We start from the raw sequence: 19,451 nt of genomic DNA, 5'->3' as shown, positions 1-19,451 counted from the left end.
GAAGCTGCTCCGGAACAAACGGCGTCCAGCAAGTTATCCGTCGCGTTGCGCCCCGTCGTTTTCAAGCAGTTCCTGAATTCGACGGTCCTTTTCCGTCCAGAGCTGGTTCACCCAGTTCTGGACGGTCTGGCGAAACGCTGGATCATTCTCGTAATCTCCTTGCCACAACGCTGGGTCCAGTTCGCGGGTGCGGATATCCACGATCACCTTTGGCACCGCGCCGCTGATCAAGTCCCAGAACCCCGGAATCTTTTGCTGCGGGTACACCACGGTCACGTCGAGGATCGCGTCCAACTGTTCGCCCATCGCCGCCAGCACAAAGGCCACGCCGCCCGCCTTGGGCTTGAGCAACCGGTTATACGGTGAAGCCTGTTGCGTGCGCTTGGCCTCGTTGAATCGCGTGCCCTCCAGGTAATTGACCACCGTGACCGGTTGGCGCTTGAACAGCTCGCAGGCCTCCTTGGTGATCTTCAGATCCTGCCCCGCCAGCTCCGGGTGCTTGGCCAGGAACGCCTTGGTGTAGCGTTTCATGAAGGGGTAATCCAACGCCCACCAGGCCAGGCCGAGAAAGGGCACCCAGATCAGTTCTTTTTTCAGGAAGAACTTGAAGAACGGCGTGCGCCGGTTCAATGCCTGGATCAGCGCGGGAATGTCGACCCAGGATTGGTGGTTGCTGATCACCAGGTAAGAGGTATCGCCGCGCAGGTCCTCGCCACCGCGAATATCCCATTGGGTGGGGATGCACGCGGCGAAGATCAGCTTGTCGATCTCGGCCCAGGTTTCGGCGATCCACATCACCGCCCATGAGGCATAGTCGCGCGAGCGCCCTGGCGCCACCAGCTTGAGCAGGGCGAAGACCATCAAGGGGCCGATCAGGATCAGCGTGTTGAGTAACAGCAGCAGTGTAACCAGACAGCCGGTGAGCAGGCGGCGCATAAGCAACTCTTGGAATTCTGTGGGCGGGCCATGATAAGCAAGGTGAGTCTAGAGGCCAAATCGCAAAATGCCCGACGAATGTTTCACACTGTGCGCGATATGCTCGGTCATCCAACTAAGTGCCGTGTTTGCGGTCTAGACTCCGCCCACTTCTTTCGAGGAAATCCTGCCGTGAAATTACTCCTTGCCGCGTTCGCCCTGGTTGCCGTACCTGTCATGGCGGCCGAGCCGACCCTTTACGGTCGCTACGAATACATCCAGTTGCCGGAGATCGGCCAGACCTTCAAGGCCAAGATGGACACCGGCGCGCTGACCGCCTCGCTGTCGGCGCGTGACATCGAAACCTTTCAGCGCGACGGCGATGACTGGGTACGCTTCCGCCTCGGCGGTGAAGAGGCGGGTAACAAGGTGTATGAGCACAAGGTGTCGCGCATCAGCAAGATCAAAAGCCGCGCCGACGAAGATGATGACAAGGACGAAGCCAGCGTGGCCAAGCGCCCGGTGATCGACCTGGAAATGTGCCTGGGTGACGTCAAGCGCACCGTCGAGGTCAACCTCACTGACCGCAGCAGTTTCAACTACCCACTGTTGATCGGCGCCAAGGCCCTGCGTGAGTTTGGTGCTGCGGTGAACCCGGCGCGTCGTTACACTGCCGACAAACCAGACTGCTGATTGAACCCATGCCGCACATCCTGATTGTCGAAGACGAAGCGGCAATTGCCGACACGCTGATCTTTGCCCTGCAAGGCGAAGGCTTCACCACCACCTGGCTGACGCTGGGCCAGGCGGCGCTGGAGCATCAGCGCCAGACCCCGGCGGACCTGGTCATCCTTGACATCGGCCTGCCGGACATCACCGGCTTTGAAACCTGCAAGCAATTGCGCCGCTTCAGCGAAGTGCCGGTGATGTTCCTCAGTGCCCGGGATGCCGAGATCGACCGGGTAGTGGGGCTGGAGATCGGCGCCGATGATTACGTGGTCAAGCCTTTCAGCCCGCGGGAAGTGGCGGCGCGGGTCCGGGCGATTCTCAAGCGGGTCGGCCCGGGTGTGGCGCCGACGCTGTTCCAGGTAGACCTGGAGCGCATGCAGATTCTCTATCGTGGGCAACCCTTGAGCCTCACGCGCCATGAGTTCCGCCTGCTGCAAAGCCTGCTGAACCAACCCGAGCGCGTGTTCAGCCGCGAACAACTGCTGGACGCGCTGGGCGTACCCTTTGATGCCGGTTACGAGCGCAATATCGACAGCCATATCAAAAGCCTGCGCAGTAAGCTTCGGAGTGTGGCGGCGGACGCCGAGCCGATCCAGACCCATCGTGGCCTCGGTTATAGCTACAGCCCGAGCCACAGCTGATGCGCCTGGGGCTGCGGATTTTCCTGGTGTATGCGCTGTTTATCGGCCTGACCGGTTACTTCGTGCTCAACACCGTGATGAAGGAAATCCGCCCCGGCGTGCGCCAGTCCACCGAAGAAACTCTGGTGGACACCGCCAACCTGTTGGCCGAGATCCTGCGCGAGGACGTGAAGAACGGCACCCTCGGCCAGAGTCATTGGCCAGCGCTGCTCAAGGCCTATGGCAACCGTCAACCGGGTGCGGTGATTTGGGGGCTGCCGAAGAACCAGGTCAACCATCGCATCTACGTGACCGACGCCAAGGGCAGGGTATTGCTCGACTCCAGCGATGAAGCGGTGGGCCAGGACTATTCGAAATGGAACGACGTGTACTTGACCCTGCGTGGCGAATACGGCGCGCGCTCCACCCGCAGCGACGCGGACGACGCCACCTCATCGGTGATGCACGTAGGGGCGCCGATTCGCGATAACGGCCAGATCATCGGTGTGGTCACGGTGGCCAAGCCCAACAGCTCGTTGCAACCCTATGTGGATCGCACTGAGCGGCGCCTGCTGTGGTACGGCGCCGGCCTGGTCACCCTGGGGCTGCTGCTGGGCGCGCTATTGTCGTGGTGGCTGACGGCGGCCCTCAGACGTCTTACCGCCTATGCCGAATCCGTGAGCGAGGGCCACCGCGCCGAGTTGCCGCATTACCGCGGCGGCGAGCTCAAGCAGTTATCCACCGCCGTGGAACACATGCGCACGCAGCTGGAAGGCAAGGCTTACGTAGAGCGCTACGTGCACACGCTGACCCATGAATTGAAAAGCCCGTTGGCGGCGATTCGCGGGGCGGCGGAGCTGTTGCAGGGCGACATGAGCCGCGAGCAGCAGCAGCGTTTTGTCGGCAATATCGACAGCGAAAGCGCGCGCCTGCAACAGTTGATCGAACGCCTGTTGAACCTGGCCCAGGTGGAGCAGCGCCAGGGTCTGGAAGAGCAGTCGAGCATTCCTCTGGCCGCGCTGGTTGAGGATGTGCTCAAGGCTCAATGTGCGCGGATCGAAGGCGCCGGCTTGCACGTCGAGCAGGCCATCGCCGCTGATGTGAAGGTGGTGGGCGAACCCTTCCTGCTGCGCCAGGCCCTGGGCAACCTGTTGGACAATGCCCTGGATTTCACCCCGCCGGGCGGCACGCTGAGGTTCAGCGCCCAGGTGCAGCATCACGAGGTGCAGGTCAGCCTGTTCAACCAGGCGGATGCAATTCCCGACTACGCCTTGCCGCGCCTGAGCGAGCGCTTCTACTCGCTGCCGCGCCCGGCCAGCGGGCGCAAAAGTACGGGCCTGGGGCTCAACTTTGTCGAGGAGGTGATGAAGCTGCACGGCGGCTCATTGCAGATCGGCAACGTGCCAGGCGGCGTGCGAGCGGTGCTGCATCTCCACACAGTCTCCACATTGCCCACATAAATCCTCCATACCGGCTGGGCAGACTCTCCCCATCAAAACAGGGAGAGACCCATGAACCGCAACCTGCTTTTCAAATTGGGCGCGATTGCGCTGCTGATCCTGCTGTTGCTGATTCCATTGCTGATGATCAACGGCATCATCAGCGACCGTCAGCAACTGCGCGACGGCGTACTGATGGACATTGCCCGCAGCTCAAGCTTTGCCCAGCGCCTCACCGGGCCGGTGATGGTGGTGCCGTATCGCAAGACCGTGCGTGAGTGGAAGCTCAATGAGAAACTCAACAAACGCTACGAAGAAACCCGTGAAGAACGCGGCCGTCTGTATTTCCTGCCGGACCGTTTTGAGCTCGACGGCAAGGTGCAAACCGAACTGCGCTCGCGGGGTATCTACCAGGCGCGGTTGTTCCATGCCGACAACCGTATCAGCGGGCGTTTCGAGTTGCCTGCGCAGTTGGGGATCACCGAAGACTTTGCCGACTACCGCTTTGAACCGGCGTTTCTGGCGGTGGGCATCAGCGATATTCGCGGCATTGAAAACGCGCTGAAGCTGGAACTGGGTGAGCAGCGGCTGGAGTTCTCGCCAGGCTCCCAAGTCGACTGGCTGGGCGAGGGTGTGCATGTGACGCTGCCCGAGCAGGACAGCAAGAAACCCGCCGTGGTGGAGTTCGCCTTCGACCTGCGCCTGCAAGGCACCGAGCAACTGCAAGTGGTGCCTGTGGGCAAGACCAGCCAGGTGTCACTGGCGTCCAACTGGCCACACCCAAGCTTTATCGGCAACTTCCTGCCAGCTCAACGTGACGTCACCGACCAGGGTTTCAGCGCCAACTGGCAGACGACATTCTTCTCCACCAACCTGGAACAAGCCCTGCAGAACTGCCTGGACGGGCAAGGCTGTGAAAACTTCAGCAACCGCAGCTTTGGTGTGAACTTCATCGACCCGGTAGACCAGTACCTCAAGAGCGACCGGGCGATTAAATATGCGCTGTTGTTTATCGCGCTGACCTTTGCTGGCTTCTTCCTGTTCGAGGTGCTCAAGAGTCTGGCGGTGCACCCGATCCAGTACGCCTTGGTGGGCGTCGCCCTGGCGTTCTTCTATCTGCTGCTGTTGTCGTTGTCCGAGCATCTGGGCTTTGCCCTGGCCTACCTGATATCTGCCAGCGCCTGTGTGGTGTTGATCGGCTTCTACGTGTGCCATGTGCTGCGCAGCGTCGCCCACGGCCTGGGGTTTTCGGCCGGGCTGGCAGCGTTGTATGGCTTGCTGTACGGGTTGCTCAGTGCCGAGGATTACGCGCTGTTGATGGGCTCGCTGTTGCTGTTTGGCTTGCTGGGCACGGTGATGGTGCTGACACGCAAGCTGGATTGGTATGGGGTGGGTAAACGCAAGGTGGAGCAAGGGCAATGATCGGACTGCGCGAAGACCAGCAAATGAAAGCCAAGATGGTCAACTTCCTCACCAACGCCACCTTCCACTGTAGGAGCGAGCTTGCTCGCGAAGAACGCAAGAGCACCGCGTTTAACCAGACGACCCGCGTTATCGTTGACGATTTTCGCGAGCAAGCTCGCTCCTACAGAGGCGGCTGAGTCTGCTGCATCGAAGGCCGCAGGCTGACCTCGGCGTACCAGGCGGCAAGCTTGGGAGTGTCCGAGCGCCACTGCATGTCCGGATGACGAAAGTCGATATAGCCCAGTGCACAGGCCACGCTGATGGCGGCGATGTCGAAGTGGCTGGCCAGTTCGGCAATGGCGTCCCGCTCCAGCTCGGCGAGGACGCGGCGGATCTTGTTGCGCTGTTCATCCAGCCAGGGCGCCCAGTGTTTTTCTGGCGGGCGCATGGCGGTCTCGTAACGCACCAGCACGGCGGCATCCATGATGCCGTCAGCCATCGAGGCCAGGGTCAGGCGTCGCCAACGGGCGCAGCCGTCGCGGGGGATCAGCGGGTTGCCGACATGCTGGTGGTCGAAGTAATCGAGGATCACCCGGCTGTCGTGCAATACCGAACCGTCGGCCAGGCGCAGGGCCGGGATCTTGCCCGTGGGGTTGCCTTGCACCACATCGGCGTCCGGGGTGACCGGTGTGGGCATGCAGGCGTGCAGGGCCACGCGGTTCTGTTGGCCGGTCTCGATCAGCAGCACGCGGACTTTGCGCACGAACGGTGACGCCGGGTTGTGGAACAAGGTCATGCTGGGCGCGGACATGGGCATTCCTCTGTAGGAGCGAGCTTGCTCGCGAATAACGCCAACGATAACGCAGCTCGCCTGGTTTAACGCGGTGCTCTCGGGTTTTTCGCGAGCAAGCTCGCTCCTACAGTAGTTTGTAGACGGCAATGGTCGCGGGTATGCCCAACCCGATCCAACTCAACGAATCCCACCACCCATCGCCTAGCAGCGCCGCAAACAACCCGGCGGCACTGAGCAGGCCAATCCCCAGCGGTATGGCAAACACCTTCCAGAAATTCGACTGCCGCGGCTTCATACCTTGGCCGCCTTGCGCCGCACGATCCATAAGTAAATGCCGCTCACCAGCACGATGATGGTCAGCACATCCAGCATCGCCCACAGGACCTTCATTGGCATGCCGCCGTAATCACCAAAATGCAGGGGTTGGGACATGCCCATGGCGTCCATGTACCACGGTCGTTCGGCGATGGCCGTGACGGCCAGGGTGCTGGCGTCGATCAGTACCGGTGTCAGCAAGTGGGAGGTCAAGTGGGTGCTGCCCTTCATGAACACGGCGTAGTGATGTTCGCTGGAGAAGCGCGTGCCGGGGAAGGCGATAAAGTCCGGCTCCATACCCGGTGCGGCCTTGGCGGCAATGCTCAACAGCTCGGTGGCGGGTGCGCGCTGGGTCAGCGGCGGGGCGTTCTTGTAGGGTTCGATCATGGCGCTGAGGCTGTCCTGGCGCCATGCCTCGATGATCAGGTCGGCGCAGGCGCTGATCACGCCGGTCACCCCCACCACCAGCGCCCAGGTCAGGGTGACCACGCCGATCAGGTTGTGCAGGTCGAGCCAGCGCAGGCGAGTGGACTTGTCCTGGCGCACGGTGGCGAACTTCAAGCGGCGCATGAACGGCAGGTACAACACCGTGCCCGAGATAATCGCCAGCACAAACAGAATGCCCATGAACGCCAGCAACAACTTGCCCGGCAGCCCGGCAAACATATCCACATGCAGGCGCAGCAGGAACAGGGTGAAGCCCCCATTGGCAGACGGCATGTCGACGGTTTCGCCGGTGCGGGCATCGAGCATAAAGGTGTGCGACGAGTTCGGCTCCGTGCCGGCGGTGGCCGCCATGATCGCGATCACGCCGTTATTGTCGTCTTCGTCCCAGGCCAGGTACTGCATGGCCTCGCCGGTGCGATGGGCCTGGGCTTTGGCTACAAGCTGCTCGAGGTTGAGCCGGGGTGTATCGGCAGGCATCTGCGCCAGTTCGGGCTCGTTGCCCAGCAGGTGGTCGATCTCGTGGTGAAACACCAACGGCAGGCCGGTGAGGGCGAGCAGCAGCAGGAATACGGTGCAGATCAGGCTGGTCCAGGTGTGGATGAAGGACCAGCGGCGGATGGTTTTGCTTTTCATTGTCTAGCCTTCAGATGCACCAAAGCCGCCCTTTGGGCGGCCTGGTGGTTAACTCAGCTGATTACCACTGGTAGGTGGCGCTGGCAACTACGCTGCGTTGGTCGCCGAAGTAGCAATAGGAGCCATCACAGGTGGAAATGTAGTCTTTGTTGAACAGGTTGGTCGCGTTCACTTTTACCGAGGCGCCCTTGAGACTGTTGTCCAGGCGACCGAGGTCGTAATGCACGGCGCCGTCGAACACGGTGTAGGCGTTGGCCTTGCCGGCCCAGGTATTGGCTTGGTCGCCATAGGTATTGCCGGTGTAGCGTGCGCCGAAGCCGATACCGAAACCGTCGAGTGCGCCGGTGTGCCAGGTGTAGTCGGTCCACAAGGATGCTTGCTGGTTAGGCATCAGTTGCAGGCGGTTGCCTTTGAACTCGCCTTTTTGCACTTCGGATTTGGCCAACGTGTAGGCGGCGATCACTTTGAGGTTTTCGGTTACGTCAGATACGGCTTCCAGCTCCAGGCCTTTGACTTTTACTTCGCCCGTCTGGTCGGTCACGGAGGCGCCACCGGACTGGAAGCTGGTGACTTGCACGTTCTTTTGGGTCAGGTCGTAGACCGCCGCACTAAGCAGGGTGTTGGAGCCGGGTGGCTGGTATTTGATCCCCAACTCCCACTGCTTGCCTTCCGTCGGTTTGAACGACTGGAGGGGGTCGACACTGGCGTTGCTCGCAGGCTGGAACGACTCGGCGTACGAGAGGTAGGGGACAAAGCCCGAGTCGAACACATAGCTCAGCGCCGCGTTGCCACTGAAATTCTTGCTGCGGTCGGTATTGGTCGCGTCGTTCTTGTTGAAGTAGGTGGTGCCCTGGTGCACCCAGTCTTCACGACCACCAAGAGTCAGGCGCCAGTTGTCCAGGGCCATCTGGTCTTGCACGTAAAGGCCGGTCTGCACGGTTTTCTGGTTGTAATCGTAGAACGCGGTGGAGCGCGCCGGGCGCACGATCGGCTGGCCATAGACCGGGTTAAAGATGTTCGTAGTGCCACCGTCGCCGAAAATCGCCAGGTACGAGGTGTCGGTGCGTTGATGATCCAGGCCCAGCAGCACGGTGTGGGAGATGTCGCCAGTGGCAAAGTCAGCCTGGAAATTGTTGTCCACCGCGAACTGGCTGATGTCCTCGTCCACATTGGTCGAAGAGCGGCTGATGTCGCCATTGGCATCGGCGGGGGAAAAGGCAAACGAGCCTACCGTCAGTTGCTGGAACGCCAGCTCGGATTTGGTGTAGCGCAGGTTCTGCTTGAATTGCCAGGTATCGTTGAAACGGTGCTCGAACGCGTAGCCCAATGCGTAGTAGGTGCGGTCGTAGAAATCGTAGTCCGGGTCGCCGAGGTTCTTGTGGTGGGAAACCTCGCCTAGCGGTGATTTGATTTTGGTGCCCTGAATCGGCAGGAACTGGCTGGTGGTGCCGGTATCATCACGGGTGAACTGTGACAGCAAGGTCAACTTGGTATCGGTGTCGATATTCCAGGTCAAGCTCGGTGCGATGTTGTACCGCTTGTTGTCGATGTGATCGACCTGGGTACCGGCATCGCGCACCACGCCGCCAACGCTGTAGAGAAACTGGCCCTCATCATCGATCTTGCCAGTGCTTTCGAAATTGATCTGGCGGTGGTTGTCACTGCCGTATTGCACCTGGATAGCACTGCTCTGTTCGGCGCTGGGACGGCGGCTGACCATGTCCAGCAAGCCACCAGGTGGAGTTTGACCATAAACCGATGAAGCCGGGCCGCGCAGCAGGGCGAGGCGATCGAGGTTCCAGGTTTCGGCTTTTGGGTTGGCGTACACGCCACGGGGCAGTGGCAGGCCGTCGAGGAATTGGGTGGGTTCAAAGCCGCGCACGCGCATCCAATCGTAACGGGTGTCGCTGCCGTAGCTGGCGGACACGATGCCGGGCATGTACTTCACCGCGTCGTCGAGGTTCTGGACGTTACGGTCTTGCATCTGCTCGCGAGTAGCCACCGAGATCGAGCGTGGTGCCTCAACCAGCGCGGTATCGGTTTTGGTGCCGGCGGCGGTGCGCTTTGCTACATATCCCTCCACCGGCCCCCAAGCGCTTTCATAGCTGCCTTGGCCGGTGATGTTGGTGGTCGGCAAGGCGACGACGCCCTCTGGAACCGGCATCAGGGTGTAAGTGCCCGCACTGCTTTGTTCCAACTGCAACCCCGTCCCCCGCAGCGCTTCGCGCAACGCGCCCTGCGCATCGAACTGGCCTTTGACCGGCGCCGAGGTCTTGCCGGCGGCGAGTGCAGGGTTGAGGGTCAGCGCCAGGCCGGCCTGGCTGGCGATTTGGTTCAGTGTGCTGGCCAGGGGCGCAGCCGGCAGGTTGTAGGCGCGCACGCTGGACGCTTGTTCTGCGGCATACAGCGTGGTGCTGGCCAGCGGGGCGCTGAGGGCGATCGCCACGGCTAACAGGCTGGGGCGCAACAAGGTGTCTAGCGTGCGGGACATACGGGCGGCTCCTGAATGGAAATATTTCTCAATTGCCTAGGTGCCGAGCGAGAATCGAAAAGTGATAGGGCTGGGTGAAAATATTTTTTGCGGTGTGCTGTGATCGTTCCCACGCTCCGCGTGGGAACGCCTCGTATGACGCTCTGCGTCACGGCCTGGGACGCAGAGCGTCCGGGCTGCATTACCACGCGGAGCGTGGGAACGATCAACTGCAGGACCTAAGGCTTACCCTTGACGGTCACCCACCACGGCGTGTGCTGCTCGATCTGCACCGGCAAGGTCGGCAACAGCGCATTCAATGCCAACGTGGTGTCGTGCAGCGGGAAACTGCCGGTGATGCGCAGGTCGGCCACGGACTTATCCACACCCAGGTAGCCGGTGCGATAGCGCGCCAACTCCGCGATCACATCCCCCAGCCGGGCGTTGTCGACCACCAGCATGCCGCGGGTCCAGGCATCGGTGGCCGGGGTGACGGCCAGCAGCGGGCCAAGGCCGTCGCTGCGCATCAGCACCTGCTGGCCCGCCTTGAACACCTGTTCCTGGTGCAATGCCTCGGGCTGGGCGGCCACGGCTGACTGCAACACACTCAGGCGCGTGGCGTCGTCTTCGCGCTTGACGATAAACCGGGTGCCCAGCGCCCGCAGGCTGCCGTCGCGGGTTTGCACGTAGAACGGGCGTGAATCGTCGTGGCCGGTTTCGACGAGGATTTCGCCTGCCTGCAACACGATCAAGCGGCGTGTTTCGTCGAAGCGCACATCAATGGCGCTGTGGGTGTTGAGGTTGACCCGCGTGCCGTCCGCCAGTTTCAGCGTGCGTTGTTCACCGGTGGCGGTGCGTTGGTCGGCCAGCCAATAGTGGATAGGCACGTAACGCTCACCGGCAAACAGCGCCAGGCCGCACACCACAACAATACTCGCCAGCCCCCGGCCCAGTTTGCGCACGCGCTGGGCAATGCCGTGGCGCGACTGCAACAGCGCCGCCCGGGCCGGGCCCGAGGCCACGCTGAAACGCTGGTCGAGCATGCCCAACTGGCGCCAGGCGCGCGCATGTTCCTCATCGCTGGCCAGCCACTTGCTGAACTCTTCCTGTTCCACCGCGCTGCCGTTGCCCGAGTCCAGGGACAGTTGCCAGGCAATCGCGGCATCCAGCACGCGCGACGACACCGGTTTGGAACCGATGGCGGTCACGACGGCTCGCCATACAGTGCGATGTAGCACTGGCGAATGCCCTGGGCCAGGTATTGGCGCACGCGGGGCACCGACACGCCCAGGCGCTGGGCGATTTCGGCGTGGCCCAGGCCGTCGAGGCGGTTATAAAGGAACGCGGCGCGGGCCTTGCTCGACAGTTTGCCGAGCAGGCGGTCGATGGCCTTGAGGTCTTCGAGGATCAGTTGCTGGGCTTCCGGCGAAGGCTGTTCGCTTTCCGGAATCAGCATCAATTCGGTGAGGTAGGCCTGTTCCAGGGCCGCACGACGGAAGTAGTCGAACAGCAAACCCTTGGCGATCGCCACCAGGAACGCCCGCGGTTCGCGGGGCTCGCGCAACTCATCACGGCCCAGCAGGCGCATGAAGGTGTCCTGGCTCAGGTCTTCGGCACGGCTCGGGCACGCCACGTTACGGCGCAGCCAAGCCAACAGCCAGCCACGGTGGTCGCGATATAACGCACCAACAAGCTCACTGCGTGGGGTCTGGACCGACGACAAGGCATCACCGAATAAGGTTTAAACTAACGAGAATTATTCGCGATTGTCGCAGAGGCGTGGGGTGGGCGCAATTGGCGTCTGTCGGGAGATCGTCCCCACGCTCTGCGTGGGAATGCATCCCTCGACGCTCCGCGTCGGGCGCGAAGCGTTAAAGGGAAGGGGACTGTTTGCGTCGTTTCCATTGGGCCAAACGCGCTTGCAGCGCCTGAGGCGTGTCGATCTGTTGCTGCCGCGCACGGCTGAACAGGATCAGCATCAGCTCCGCCGTCGCCAGTGCATCGGCGCTGGCATGGTGGCGTTCGCCGGCCTGTAGCTTGAAGTGGTTGAGCCAGTCATCCAGCCCGGCCTCGCGGATATGCGCCTCGGGGCACAACAGTGGGGCCAGGTCTGCTACATCCAGGAATGGATGGGACAGACGATGCCCCAGGCTGTCCTTGAGCGCCCGGCACAGCATGTGTTGATCAAACGGCGCATGAAAAGCCAGCAGAGGGCTGTCGCCCACGAACGCCATGAAATCCAGCAACGCCTCGGCCGGGTCGCTGCCGGCAGCGATTGCACTGGGCCCCAGCCCGTGGATCAGCACACTGGGGCTGAGCTTGGTGTCGGTGCGCTGCAGGGTGCGCTCGAACAGTTGGGAAAAATCCACCGCACCGTCCTCGATGACCACGGCGCCGATGGACAGCACCTGGTCGCGGTGCAGGTTCAGGCCGCTGGTTTCCAGGTCGACCACCACCCAGCGCTGGCTGCGCAATGGGCCATCGCCCAGTTCGGCGGGCTTGGGTAACTGCTCCAGGCGCTGCTGTTGCGCAGTGCTGAGCCCAGGCTTTTTGGTGCGCAGCCAGCCAAACAAACTCACAGCTGATACCGCAGGCTCAGGCTGCTTTGCAGGCGTTGGGCCTGGCGCAGGGACTCACGCAGGATGCGCCGGTCCAGGTGGTTGAGGCTGTCGGGGTCGACGCGGTTGGAATAGGGCAGGTTCTCGCGGGTCTGCAATTGATGCTGCTGCATACGGGTCTGCTGGATAAAGTGGTAGGCCTCTTCATAGGCGGCGCCATCCAGGGGCTCGATCACGGCCTTGTCCACCAACTGGCGCAGGCGTTCCAGGGTGTTGTTGGCGTGAATACCATTGGCCAGGGCCAACAGGCGCGCGCCGTCGACAAAGGGCGTAAGGCCCTGCACCTTGAGGTCGAGGGTGGCTTTTTCGCCATTTTTGCGGGTCAGCACAAACTCGCGAAAACGCCCCACCGGCGGGCGTCGCAGCAGTGCGTTTTCGGCCAGCATGCGTTGGAACAAACGGTTATCCGCCACCTGATCGAGAATGCCCTGGCGCAGTTGCTCGCAACCGTGCTCATCGCCCCACACCACGCGCAAGTCAAAATAGATGCTTGAGCCCAGCAGGTTTTCCGGCGTCGCCTCGCGAATGAACGCGCCGAAGCGCCGCGCCCACTCCACGCGGGACAAGCACAGCTCGGGGTTGCCGGCCATGATATTGCCCTTGCACAGGCTGAAGCCGCACAGCGCCAGGCTTTGGTTGATGTGCTGCGCCAGGGGCAGCAAGCGGCCACGAAAGTCGGCGGCTTCGACGGCGTCCTTGGCCTCGAACAGGATGCCGTTGTCCTGGTCGGTGTACAGCGTTTGCTCGCGGCGGCCTTCGCTGCCAAAACACAGCCAACTGAAGGGCACGCCGGGGTCGCCTTTTTCGGCGAGGGTCAGCTCGATTACCCGGCACACGGTGTGGTCGTTGAGCAGCGTAATGATGTGGGTGATCTGGGTGGACGACGCGCCATGGGCGAGCATGCGCTCCACCAACTGGCCGATTTCACCGCGAATCGCCACCAGGTTTTCCACCCGGGGTGCGTTGCGGATGGTGCGGGCCAGGTGCACCAGGTCCACGCGCTGCAAGGAGAACAAGTCACGCTCGGAGACCACTCCACACAGGCGCTGGTCTTGCACCAGGCACACATGGGCGATATGCCGCTCGGTCATGGCGATGGCCGCGTCGAACGCGCTGTGCTCCGGGCTCAAGTAAAACGGCGCCTGGGTCATGTGCCCGGCAATGCTCTGGCTGAAATCGCTGGTGCCATCGGCGACCACCTGGCGCAGATCGCGCAGGGTGAAGATGCCCAGGGGCGCCTTGTGTTCGTTGACGATCACAATGCTGCCGACCTGCTGTTCGTGCATCAAGGTCACCGCTTCGCGCAAGGGTGTGTGCGGGCTGCAGGTGACCGGGTGGCGCATGGCCAATTCACCCAGGCGGGTATTCAAGGAATATTGGGTGCCGAGGGTTTCCACGGCTTTTTGCTGCACCTGCTGGTTGACCTGGTCGAGCAGGCTGCTGACCCCGCGCAAGGCGAAATCACGAAACGGGCTGGACAGCGCGAACAGCTTGATAAAGGCCGGCTTGTTCAGTTGCAGGCAAAAGGTGTCTTCAGCGGCTTTGTGTTCTGTGCGGGTCGCGCGTTCACCCAGCAAGGCGGCGAGGGGGAAGCATTCGCCGGTGGCGATTTCAAAGGTGGTGTCTGCCGAGTCTGGGCGCTCACCCACGACCCGCCCCTGTTTGACGATATAAAAATGCTCGACCGGGCCGCCCGACGGCTTGAGGATGCTGTCGCCAGGGCCGTAGAAACGCAGCTGGCACTGTTCCACCAGGAAGGCCAGGTGCGCCTGCTCCATCTGGTTGAACGGCGGGAAGCGTTGCAGGAATTGCAGGGTGCCGTGGATGTTCTGCAACACCGCGGTTTTACCCGCCTGTGCGAATGCATCAGCTTTACTCATAACAGTGACCGCAGTGTTTTTGTCGTTATCGTGCTGCATGGTCGACTCCTGCGCGGTGGGTGCCCATTGGACGTAAGTCTAGGTCGAGGAATACCGCGCAAAACTAGGGAAAAACCTTACATGACAATCGTCCAAAACCCGTAGAACGCCCACTAGTCAAACTTTCCGACGAAGTGCACATTGATCGCCCTTCCGCAGATGTCTGACGAGTGTGCTGGGAGATTGATGAGAACTGCTGAGAAACGTATGTCCGACCACGATATTTTGAGTGATGCCGAGCGCGAGGCGCTGAGCGCCGTAATGCTGGAGCCCGATTTACCCCCCCAACGCGTATTGATCGTGGACGACGACAAGGACGCGCGTGAACTGTTGGCGGAAATCCTTGGGCTCGACGGTATTCGCTGCATGACTGCCGAAAGTGGCGAGGCAGCGTGGGAGTTGTTGAAGACGCGCAGTTCCATCGGTTTGCTGATCACCGACCTGCGCATGGCGCCCAGCAATGGCCTGGAATTGATCCGCCAGGTGCGTGAGTCCACCCGTGCGGCGTTGCCGATCATCATCATGTCTGGCGACGCGGAAGCCCCGGATGTGATTGATGCGATGCATTTGAGCGTGGTGGATTTCTTGCTCAAGCCGATTGATAGCGTGAAGTTGGCGAAGTTGGTGAAGCGGGAGTTGGGGATGGTGCCCTGAGAGTAGGGTGACTGGCCTGGCCTCATCGCGGGCAAGCCCGGCTCCCACATTTGAAATGCATTCCCCTGTGGGAGCTGGCTTGCCTGCGAATCAGGCAACGCGGTCTAACTGACACACCTGATAAAAAAGCCCCGATCTTTCGATCAGGGCTTTTTTGCATCTGTAGGAGCGAGCTTGCTCGCGAAGAATGCACAGGCACCGCGTTTGTCCAAGGTGCCTGCGTTATCGTTGACGTTTTTCGCGAGCAAGCTCGCTCCTACCATTACAGGCCGTTCTTGGCCTTGAACTCCCGACGCCTGCGGTGCAACACCGGCTCGGTATAGCCATTGGGCTGTTTGGTCCCTTCAATCACCAACTCCACCGCTGCCTGGAACGCGATGTTGCTGTCGAAATCCGGAGCCAGTGGGCGGTACAACGCATCCCCGGCATTCTGGCGGTCTACCACCGGCGCCATGCGCTTGAGGCTTTCCATCACTTGGGCTTCGTTGACGATGCCGTGGCGCAGCCAGTTGGCGATGTGCTGGCTGGAAATACGCAGGGTGGCGCGGTCTTCCATCAGGCCGACGTCATTGATGTCCGGCACCTTGGAGCAGCCCACACCCTGGTCGATCCAGCGCACTACATAGCCGAGGATGCCCTGGGCGTTGTTGTCCAGCTCGTTGCGGATCTCTTCCTCGGACCAATCGGTGTTGCTGGCCAGAGGAATGGTGAGGATATCGTCCACCGAAGCGCGCTCGCGCTTGGCCAGCTCGGCCTGGCGGGCGAACACATCAACCTTGTGGTAGTGCAACGCATGCAGGGCCGCGGCGGTCGGCGACGGTACCCAGGCGGTGTTGGCACCGGCCAACGGATGGGCGATTTTCTGCTCAAGCATCGAAGCCATCAGGTCGGGCATGGCCCACATGCCTTTACCGATCTGTGCACGACCTTGCAGGCCGGTGCTCAGGCCGATATCGACGTTCCAGTTCTCATAGGCGCCGATCCACTTTTCTGCCTTCATGGCCGCCTTGCGCACCATCGCGCCGGCTTCCATGGAGGTGTGGATTTCATCGCCAGTGCGGTCGAGGAAACCGGTGTTGATAAACACCACGCGCTCACTGGCCGCCTTGATGCAGGCCTTGAGGTTGACCGTGGTGCGGCGCTCCTCGTCCATGATCCCGACCTTGAGGGTGTTGCGCGCCAGGTTCAGCACCTCTTCGATGCGACCGAACAGTTCGTTGGTGAACGCGGCTTCTTGCGGGCCGTGCATCTTCGGTTTCACGATGTATACGGAACCGGTGCGGCTGTTCTTGCGGGTGTTGTTGCCGTTGAGGCTGTGGATCGCCGCCAGGCTGGTGATCAGGCCGTCGAGGATGCCTTCGGGTACTTCGTTGCCGTCTTTATCGAGGATCGCGTCGATGGTCATCAGGTGACCAACGTTGCGCACGAACAACAGCGAACGGCCGTGCAGGGTGACGTCGCTGCCATCCACGCCGGTGTAGACGCGGTCAGGGTTCATGGTGCGGGTGAAGGTCTGGCCGCCCTTGGCCACTTCTTCGGCCAGGTCGCCCTTCATCAGGCCGAGCCAGTTGCGGTAGATCACCACTTTGTCATCGGCATCCACGGCGGCGACGGAGTCTTCGCAGTCCATGATGGTGGTCAGCGCGGCTTCCATCAGCACGTCTTTGACGCCTGCGGCGTCGGTTTGGCCGACTGGGGTGCTGGCGTCGATCTGGATTTCGAAGTGCAGGCCATTGTGCTTGAGCAGGATCGCAATCGGCTCGGCCGCAGGGCCCTGGAAACCGATCAACTGGGCATCGTCACGCAGGCCGCTGTTGCTGCCGCCTTTGAGGCTGACGATCAGCTTGCCATCGACGATCTTGTAGCCGGTGGAATCGACGTGGCTGCCGGCGCTGAGCGGTGCGGCTTCGTCGAGGAAGGCGCGGGCGAAGGCAATCACCTTGTCGCCACGCACTTTGTTGTAGCCCTTGCCCTTCTCGGCGCCGTTGGCTTCGCTGATGGCGTCGGTGCCATACAGCGCGTCGTACAGCGAACCCCAGCGCGCATTCGAGGCATTCAGGGCGAAGCGGGCGTTCATTACCGGCACGACCAGCTGTGGGCCGGCCATGCGTGCGATCTCGTCATCGACGTTTTGGGTCGAGGCCTCAAAGTCTGCGGCTTCTGGCAGCAGGTAGCCGATGTCTTGCAGGAAGGCTTTGTAGGCCACCGGGTCATGAGCCTGGCCTGCGTGGGTCTGGTGCCAGGTATCGATCCGCGCCTGGAAGTCGTCGCGTTTGGCGAGTAGGGCTTTGTTCTTCGGGGCCAGGTCATGGATGACCTTGTCGGCACCGGCCCAGAACTGGTCGGCAGTGATGCCGGTACCGGGAATGGCTTCGTTGTTCACGAAGTCGAACAGGACTTTGGCGACCTGCAGGCCACCGACTTGAACGTGTTCAGTCATTGCTTGCCTCACTCTGCGGAGCTTATGCGCTTTTTCAGATTTTCATTATGTAGTGCACGGTTGGGCATACTACATGATGACTTGCGGTTGTGAAAATTAGACTAAATACGTCGTTTAGCGACCCATTTTGGTCGTACGGTCACAGCGGAGAACCGGATGTTCTCAAAAAACTATGAGATTGTTCCAGATAAATATCAAAATGGTACACGATTTGTCTTCGGGCAACCGCGCGTCCACTTTGTAGGAGCGAGCTTGCTCGCGAAAAACCTGAGAGCACCGCAAGTATCAGTTTTTTCGCATTATCGTTGACGACCTTCGCGAGCAAGCTCGCTCCTACAGGAATAGCACCGAGGTATTTCGCCATGGACCATCTTGTACTCACTATTATCGCCGCCGACAAACCCGGCCTGGTTGAGCGCATCGCGCAGAACATCGCCAGTCATGGGGGCAACTGGCTGGAAAGCCGCATGGCACACATGGCCGGGCAGTTTGCCGGGATCCTGCGGGTCAGCGTGCCGAGCGAGCAGCGCCAGGCATTGGTGGGGGCGCTGGAGGATTTATCCACCCACGGCATTCGCGTGTTGGTGGGTGAGGGCAGCAGCGGCCAGGCATCGGCGTCCAAGCCGATCCTGATGACCCTGGTGGGCAATGACCGCTCGGGCATCGTGCGTGAGATCACCGCGCTGTTGAGCCAGCAGGGTGTCAACCTGGAACGCCTGAGCACCGATGTGCGCCCGGCGCCCATGAGTGGTGATCCGCTGTTCAACGCCGAGGCGTTGCTGCAAGTGCCGGCCACGCTGTCGCTGGAAATCTTGCAAGAGGCTTTGGAAACCTTGGCCGATGACTTGATGGTGGAGCTGCGTCAGGAGGAATAACGATCCACAAGGTTATGCATCAAAATCTTGCATGGGCCTGTGGATAACCTGTAGAGACCCGACGCCAGGCCACGCCCGCCGGGGATCTGCGCAAGTTGAGCAAAAAACGAGCAGTTTCAAGGGCTTGTGCACAAATGGCGGGGATCAGGTTGTGGATAACCTTGGGGTGGAACGCTGCAAGCCACGAAAGCTGTGGCTTGCAGACGTTTGTACGTTATTTGATCAGCGTTTGCGCACGGTCAGCCAGGCATCCAGGCTGTACACCACCAGCCCGGCCCAGATAAAGGCAAAGGCGATCAGGGTGCTCGGCGCCAGGTGTTCACCGAACAACAGCACGGCTTCGAGCAACACCAGCGTCGGCGCCACATACTGCAAAAAGCCCAGGGCGGTGTAGGGCAAATGCCGTGCAGCGGCGTTGAAGCACACCAGGGGAATCAGCGTCACCGGGCCTGCCGCCACCAGCCACCAGGCCTCGGAGGTGCTCCAGAACGCCAGTTGCGCGCTGTGGGCGGTGGGGTTGAACAGCAACCAGGCGATGGCAATGGGTACCAGCATCCAGGTTTCCACCACCAGCCCTGGCAGCGCCTTGACCGGCGCCTGCTTGCGGATCAAACCGTAGAAGCCGAACGTCAGTGCCAGCGCCAGCGACACCCACGGCAGGCTACCGACTTGCCACACTTGCTGCGCCACACCCGCCGCTGCCAACCCCACAGCCACCCATTGCAAACGGCGCAGGCGCTCGCCGAGGATCAGCATGCCCAGCAGCACATTCACCAGCGGGTTGATGTAATAACCCAGGCTCGCTTCAAGCATGCGCCCGGTGTTCACCGACCACACATAGGTCAGCCAGTTAGCGGCAATCAACGAACCACTGAGGGCCAGGATCGCCAGGCGCTTGGGGTTGTCGCGCAGCTCGCGGAACCAGCCGGGATGTTTCCACACCAGCAGCAACAGCCCACCGAACAGTGCCGACCACAACACGCGGTGCACGATGATCTCGGCGGCGGGCACGCTGGCGATGGCTTTGAAATAGAGCGGGAACAGACCCCAGATGACATAGGCGCTCAGGCCTAGGATGTACCCCTTGCGAGGGTTGGCGGCTTGCATTGCAGAATCCTTGCTTAGGCAGCTAACAAAGCGCAATTGTAAGGATATTTGTCAAACAATGGGCGCCGCTTTC

19 protein-coding genes are annotated in these 19,451 nt (G+C 61.3%); 7 read left to right on the top strand and 12 right to left on the bottom strand.

Annotation, left to right across the window (positions count from 1 at the left end):
• Positions 1–33 precede the first annotated feature (33 nt).
• A complete protein-coding gene (gene yihG / locus HU731_RS13320; RefSeq protein WP_186607754.1) occupies positions 34–936 on the bottom strand; it encodes a 1-acylglycerol-3-phosphate O-acyltransferase, YihG family in 903 nt (300 codons plus the stop codon).
• Positions 937–1,107: 171 nt separating this feature from the next.
• Between yihG and rloA2 the strand changes: the two genes are divergently transcribed.
• Genes rloA2 through HU731_RS28940 form a run of 5 tightly spaced genes read left to right on the top strand, consistent with a single transcriptional unit; the run spans position 1,108 to position 5,304 of the window.
• The gene (gene rloA2 / locus HU731_RS13315; RefSeq protein ID WP_186607755.1) at positions 1,108–1,608 is read left to right on the top strand and encodes a retropepsin-like aspartic peptidase RloA2; all 501 of its coding nucleotides are present in this window, start codon (positions 1,108–1,110) and stop codon (positions 1,606–1,608) included.
• Positions 1,609–1,616: 8 nt separating this feature from the next.
• On the top strand, positions 1,617–2,285 hold the full coding sequence (gene creB, locus HU731_RS13310) for a two-component system response regulator CreB (RefSeq protein WP_186607756.1): 669 nt from the start codon (positions 1,617–1,619) through the stop codon (positions 2,283–2,285).
• The gene (gene creC / locus HU731_RS13305) at positions 2,285–3,724 is read left to right on the top strand and encodes a two-component system sensor histidine kinase CreC (protein ID WP_186607757.1); all 1,440 of its coding nucleotides are present in this window, start codon (positions 2,285–2,287) and stop codon (positions 3,722–3,724) included. The genes creB and creC overlap by 1 nt, the downstream gene beginning before the upstream one ends.
• Before the next feature lie 51 nt (positions 3,725–3,775).
• Positions 3,776–5,125, top strand: a complete 1,350-nt coding sequence (creD, locus tag HU731_RS13300) for a cell envelope integrity protein CreD (protein WP_056782901.1) — start codon at positions 3,776–3,778, stop codon at positions 5,123–5,125.
• The gene (locus tag HU731_RS28940) at positions 5,122–5,304 is read left to right on the top strand and encodes a hypothetical protein (protein ID WP_186607758.1); all 183 of its coding nucleotides are present in this window, start codon (positions 5,122–5,124) and stop codon (positions 5,302–5,304) included. The genes creD and HU731_RS28940 overlap by 4 nt, the downstream gene beginning before the upstream one ends.
• Here the strand turns inward: HU731_RS28940 and HU731_RS13290 are convergent.
• The 8 genes from HU731_RS13290 to HU731_RS13255 all read right to left on the bottom strand — a co-directional run bounded on the left by HU731_RS13290 (position 5,289) and on the right by HU731_RS13255 (position 14,263).
• On the bottom strand, positions 5,289–5,918 hold the full coding sequence (locus HU731_RS13290) for a glutathione S-transferase family protein (RefSeq protein ID WP_186607759.1): 630 nt from the start codon (positions 5,916–5,918) through the stop codon (positions 5,289–5,291). The two genes, HU731_RS28940 and HU731_RS13290, sit on opposite strands and share 16 nt — an antisense overlap.
• A 106-nt stretch (positions 5,919–6,024) precedes the next feature.
• Complete coding sequence (locus HU731_RS13285) at positions 6,025–6,195, bottom strand: hypothetical protein (RefSeq protein ID WP_177345144.1); 171 nt, start codon at positions 6,193–6,195, stop codon at positions 6,025–6,027.
• A complete protein-coding gene (locus HU731_RS13280; protein ID WP_186607760.1) occupies positions 6,192–7,295 on the bottom strand; it encodes a PepSY-associated TM helix domain-containing protein in 1,104 nt (367 codons plus the stop codon). Before HU731_RS13280 ends, HU731_RS13285 begins: the two co-directional genes overlap by 4 nt.
• A gap of 61 nt (positions 7,296–7,356) precedes the next feature.
• Positions 7,357–9,786, bottom strand: coding sequence for a TonB-dependent siderophore receptor (locus HU731_RS13275; RefSeq protein ID WP_186607761.1), 2,430 nt, complete (start codon positions 9,784–9,786; stop codon positions 7,357–7,359).
• Between the two features lie 218 nt (positions 9,787–10,004).
• The gene (locus HU731_RS13270; RefSeq protein WP_186607762.1) at positions 10,005–10,973 is read right to left on the bottom strand and encodes a FecR domain-containing protein; all 969 of its coding nucleotides are present in this window, start codon (positions 10,971–10,973) and stop codon (positions 10,005–10,007) included.
• The gene (locus HU731_RS13265) at positions 10,970–11,488 is read right to left on the bottom strand and encodes an RNA polymerase sigma factor (RefSeq protein ID WP_003194824.1); all 519 of its coding nucleotides are present in this window, start codon (positions 11,486–11,488) and stop codon (positions 10,970–10,972) included. The genes HU731_RS13270 and HU731_RS13265 overlap by 4 nt, the downstream gene beginning before the upstream one ends.
• A 148-nt stretch (positions 11,489–11,636) precedes the next feature.
• Positions 11,637–12,344 carry a 3'-5' exonuclease gene (locus HU731_RS13260; RefSeq protein WP_186607763.1) on the bottom strand — a complete coding sequence of 236 codons (708 nt, stop codon included), beginning with the start codon at positions 12,342–12,344 and terminating at the stop codon, positions 11,637–11,639.
• Positions 12,341–14,263, bottom strand: coding sequence for a putative nucleotidyltransferase substrate binding domain-containing protein (locus HU731_RS13255; protein WP_094773957.1), 1,923 nt, complete (start codon positions 14,261–14,263; stop codon positions 12,341–12,343). The genes HU731_RS13260 and HU731_RS13255 overlap by 4 nt, the downstream gene beginning before the upstream one ends.
• A 246-nt stretch (positions 14,264–14,509) precedes the next feature.
• Here HU731_RS13255 and HU731_RS13250 point away from each other — a divergent pair, with 246 nt between their 5' ends.
• Positions 14,510–14,956 carry a response regulator gene (locus HU731_RS13250; protein ID WP_056783925.1) on the top strand — a complete coding sequence of 149 codons (447 nt, stop codon included), beginning with the start codon at positions 14,510–14,512 and terminating at the stop codon, positions 14,954–14,956.
• 262 nt (positions 14,957–15,218) lie between these two features.
• Here HU731_RS13250 and HU731_RS13245 read toward each other — a convergent pair whose 3' ends face one another.
• Both HU731_RS13245 and HU731_RS13240 read right to left on the bottom strand, forming a co-directional pair.
• On the bottom strand, positions 15,219–17,396 hold the full coding sequence (locus tag HU731_RS13245; protein WP_186607764.1) for a malate synthase G: 2,178 nt from the start codon (positions 17,394–17,396) through the stop codon (positions 15,219–15,221).
• A gap of 139 nt (positions 17,397–17,535) precedes the next feature.
• Positions 17,536–17,760 (bottom strand): hypothetical protein, encoded by a 225-nt coding sequence (locus HU731_RS13240; protein WP_186607765.1) that lies wholly within the window; start codon positions 17,758–17,760, stop codon positions 17,536–17,538.
• Here HU731_RS13240 and HU731_RS13235 point away from each other — a divergent pair.
• The gene (locus HU731_RS13235) at positions 17,759–18,271 is read left to right on the top strand and encodes a glycine cleavage system transcriptional repressor (RefSeq protein WP_186607766.1); all 513 of its coding nucleotides are present in this window, start codon (positions 17,759–17,761) and stop codon (positions 18,269–18,271) included. The genes HU731_RS13240 and HU731_RS13235 overlap by 2 nt on opposite strands.
• Before the next feature lie 222 nt (positions 18,272–18,493).
• Here the strand turns inward: HU731_RS13235 and rarD are convergent, their stop codons facing one another.
• The gene (gene rarD, locus HU731_RS13230; RefSeq protein WP_098950177.1) at positions 18,494–19,378 is read right to left on the bottom strand and encodes an EamA family transporter RarD; all 885 of its coding nucleotides are present in this window, start codon (positions 19,376–19,378) and stop codon (positions 18,494–18,496) included.
• Positions 19,379–19,451 lie beyond the last annotated feature (73 nt).

Origin of the sequence: Pseudomonas salmasensis (assembly GCF_014268375.2) — a bacterium.
Classification (GTDB): domain Bacteria; phylum Pseudomonadota; class Gammaproteobacteria; order Pseudomonadales; family Pseudomonadaceae; genus Aquipseudomonas; species Aquipseudomonas salmasensis.
The sequence above is the reverse complement of the archived record's forward strand: the minus strand, read 5'-3'. Positions and strand labels throughout refer to the sequence as shown.

Coding starts and splice junctions, on each gene's coding strand:
- HU731_RS28940 (WP_186607758.1), top strand. CDS start 5,122: ATGATCGGACTGCGCGAAGACCAGCAAATGAAAGCCAAGATGGTCAAC.
- creC (WP_186607757.1), top strand. CDS start 2,285: ATGCGCCTGGGGCTGCGGATTTTCCTGGTGTATGCGCTGTTTATCGGC.
- creD (WP_056782901.1), top strand. CDS start 3,776: ATGAACCGCAACCTGCTTTTCAAATTGGGCGCGATTGCGCTGCTGATC.
- yihG (WP_186607754.1), bottom strand. CDS start 936: ATGCGCCGCCTGCTCACCGGCTGTCTGGTTACACTGCTGCTGTTACTC.
- creB (WP_186607756.1), top strand. CDS start 1,617: ATGCCGCACATCCTGATTGTCGAAGACGAAGCGGCAATTGCCGACACG.
- rarD (WP_098950177.1), bottom strand. CDS start 19,378: ATGCAAGCCGCCAACCCTCGCAAGGGGTACATCCTAGGCCTGAGCGCC.
- HU731_RS13290 (WP_186607759.1), bottom strand. CDS start 5,918: ATGTCCGCGCCCAGCATGACCTTGTTCCACAACCCGGCGTCACCGTTC.
- HU731_RS13250 (WP_056783925.1), top strand. CDS start 14,510: ATGTCCGACCACGATATTTTGAGTGATGCCGAGCGCGAGGCGCTGAGC.
- HU731_RS13280 (WP_186607760.1), bottom strand. CDS start 7,295: ATGAAAAGCAAAACCATCCGCCGCTGGTCCTTCATCCACACCTGGACC.
- HU731_RS13275 (WP_186607761.1), bottom strand. CDS start 9,786: ATGTCCCGCACGCTAGACACCTTGTTGCGCCCCAGCCTGTTAGCCGTG.
- HU731_RS13240 (WP_186607765.1), bottom strand. CDS start 17,760: ATGGCGAAATACCTCGGTGCTATTCCTGTAGGAGCGAGCTTGCTCGCG.
- HU731_RS13245 (WP_186607764.1), bottom strand. CDS start 17,396: ATGACTGAACACGTTCAAGTCGGTGGCCTGCAGGTCGCCAAAGTCCTG.
- HU731_RS13285 (WP_177345144.1), bottom strand. CDS start 6,195: ATGAAGCCGCGGCAGTCGAATTTCTGGAAGGTGTTTGCCATACCGCTG.
- HU731_RS13255 (WP_094773957.1), bottom strand. CDS start 14,263: ATGAGTAAAGCTGATGCATTCGCACAGGCGGGTAAAACCGCGGTGTTG.
- HU731_RS13235 (WP_186607766.1), top strand. CDS start 17,759: ATGGACCATCTTGTACTCACTATTATCGCCGCCGACAAACCCGGCCTG.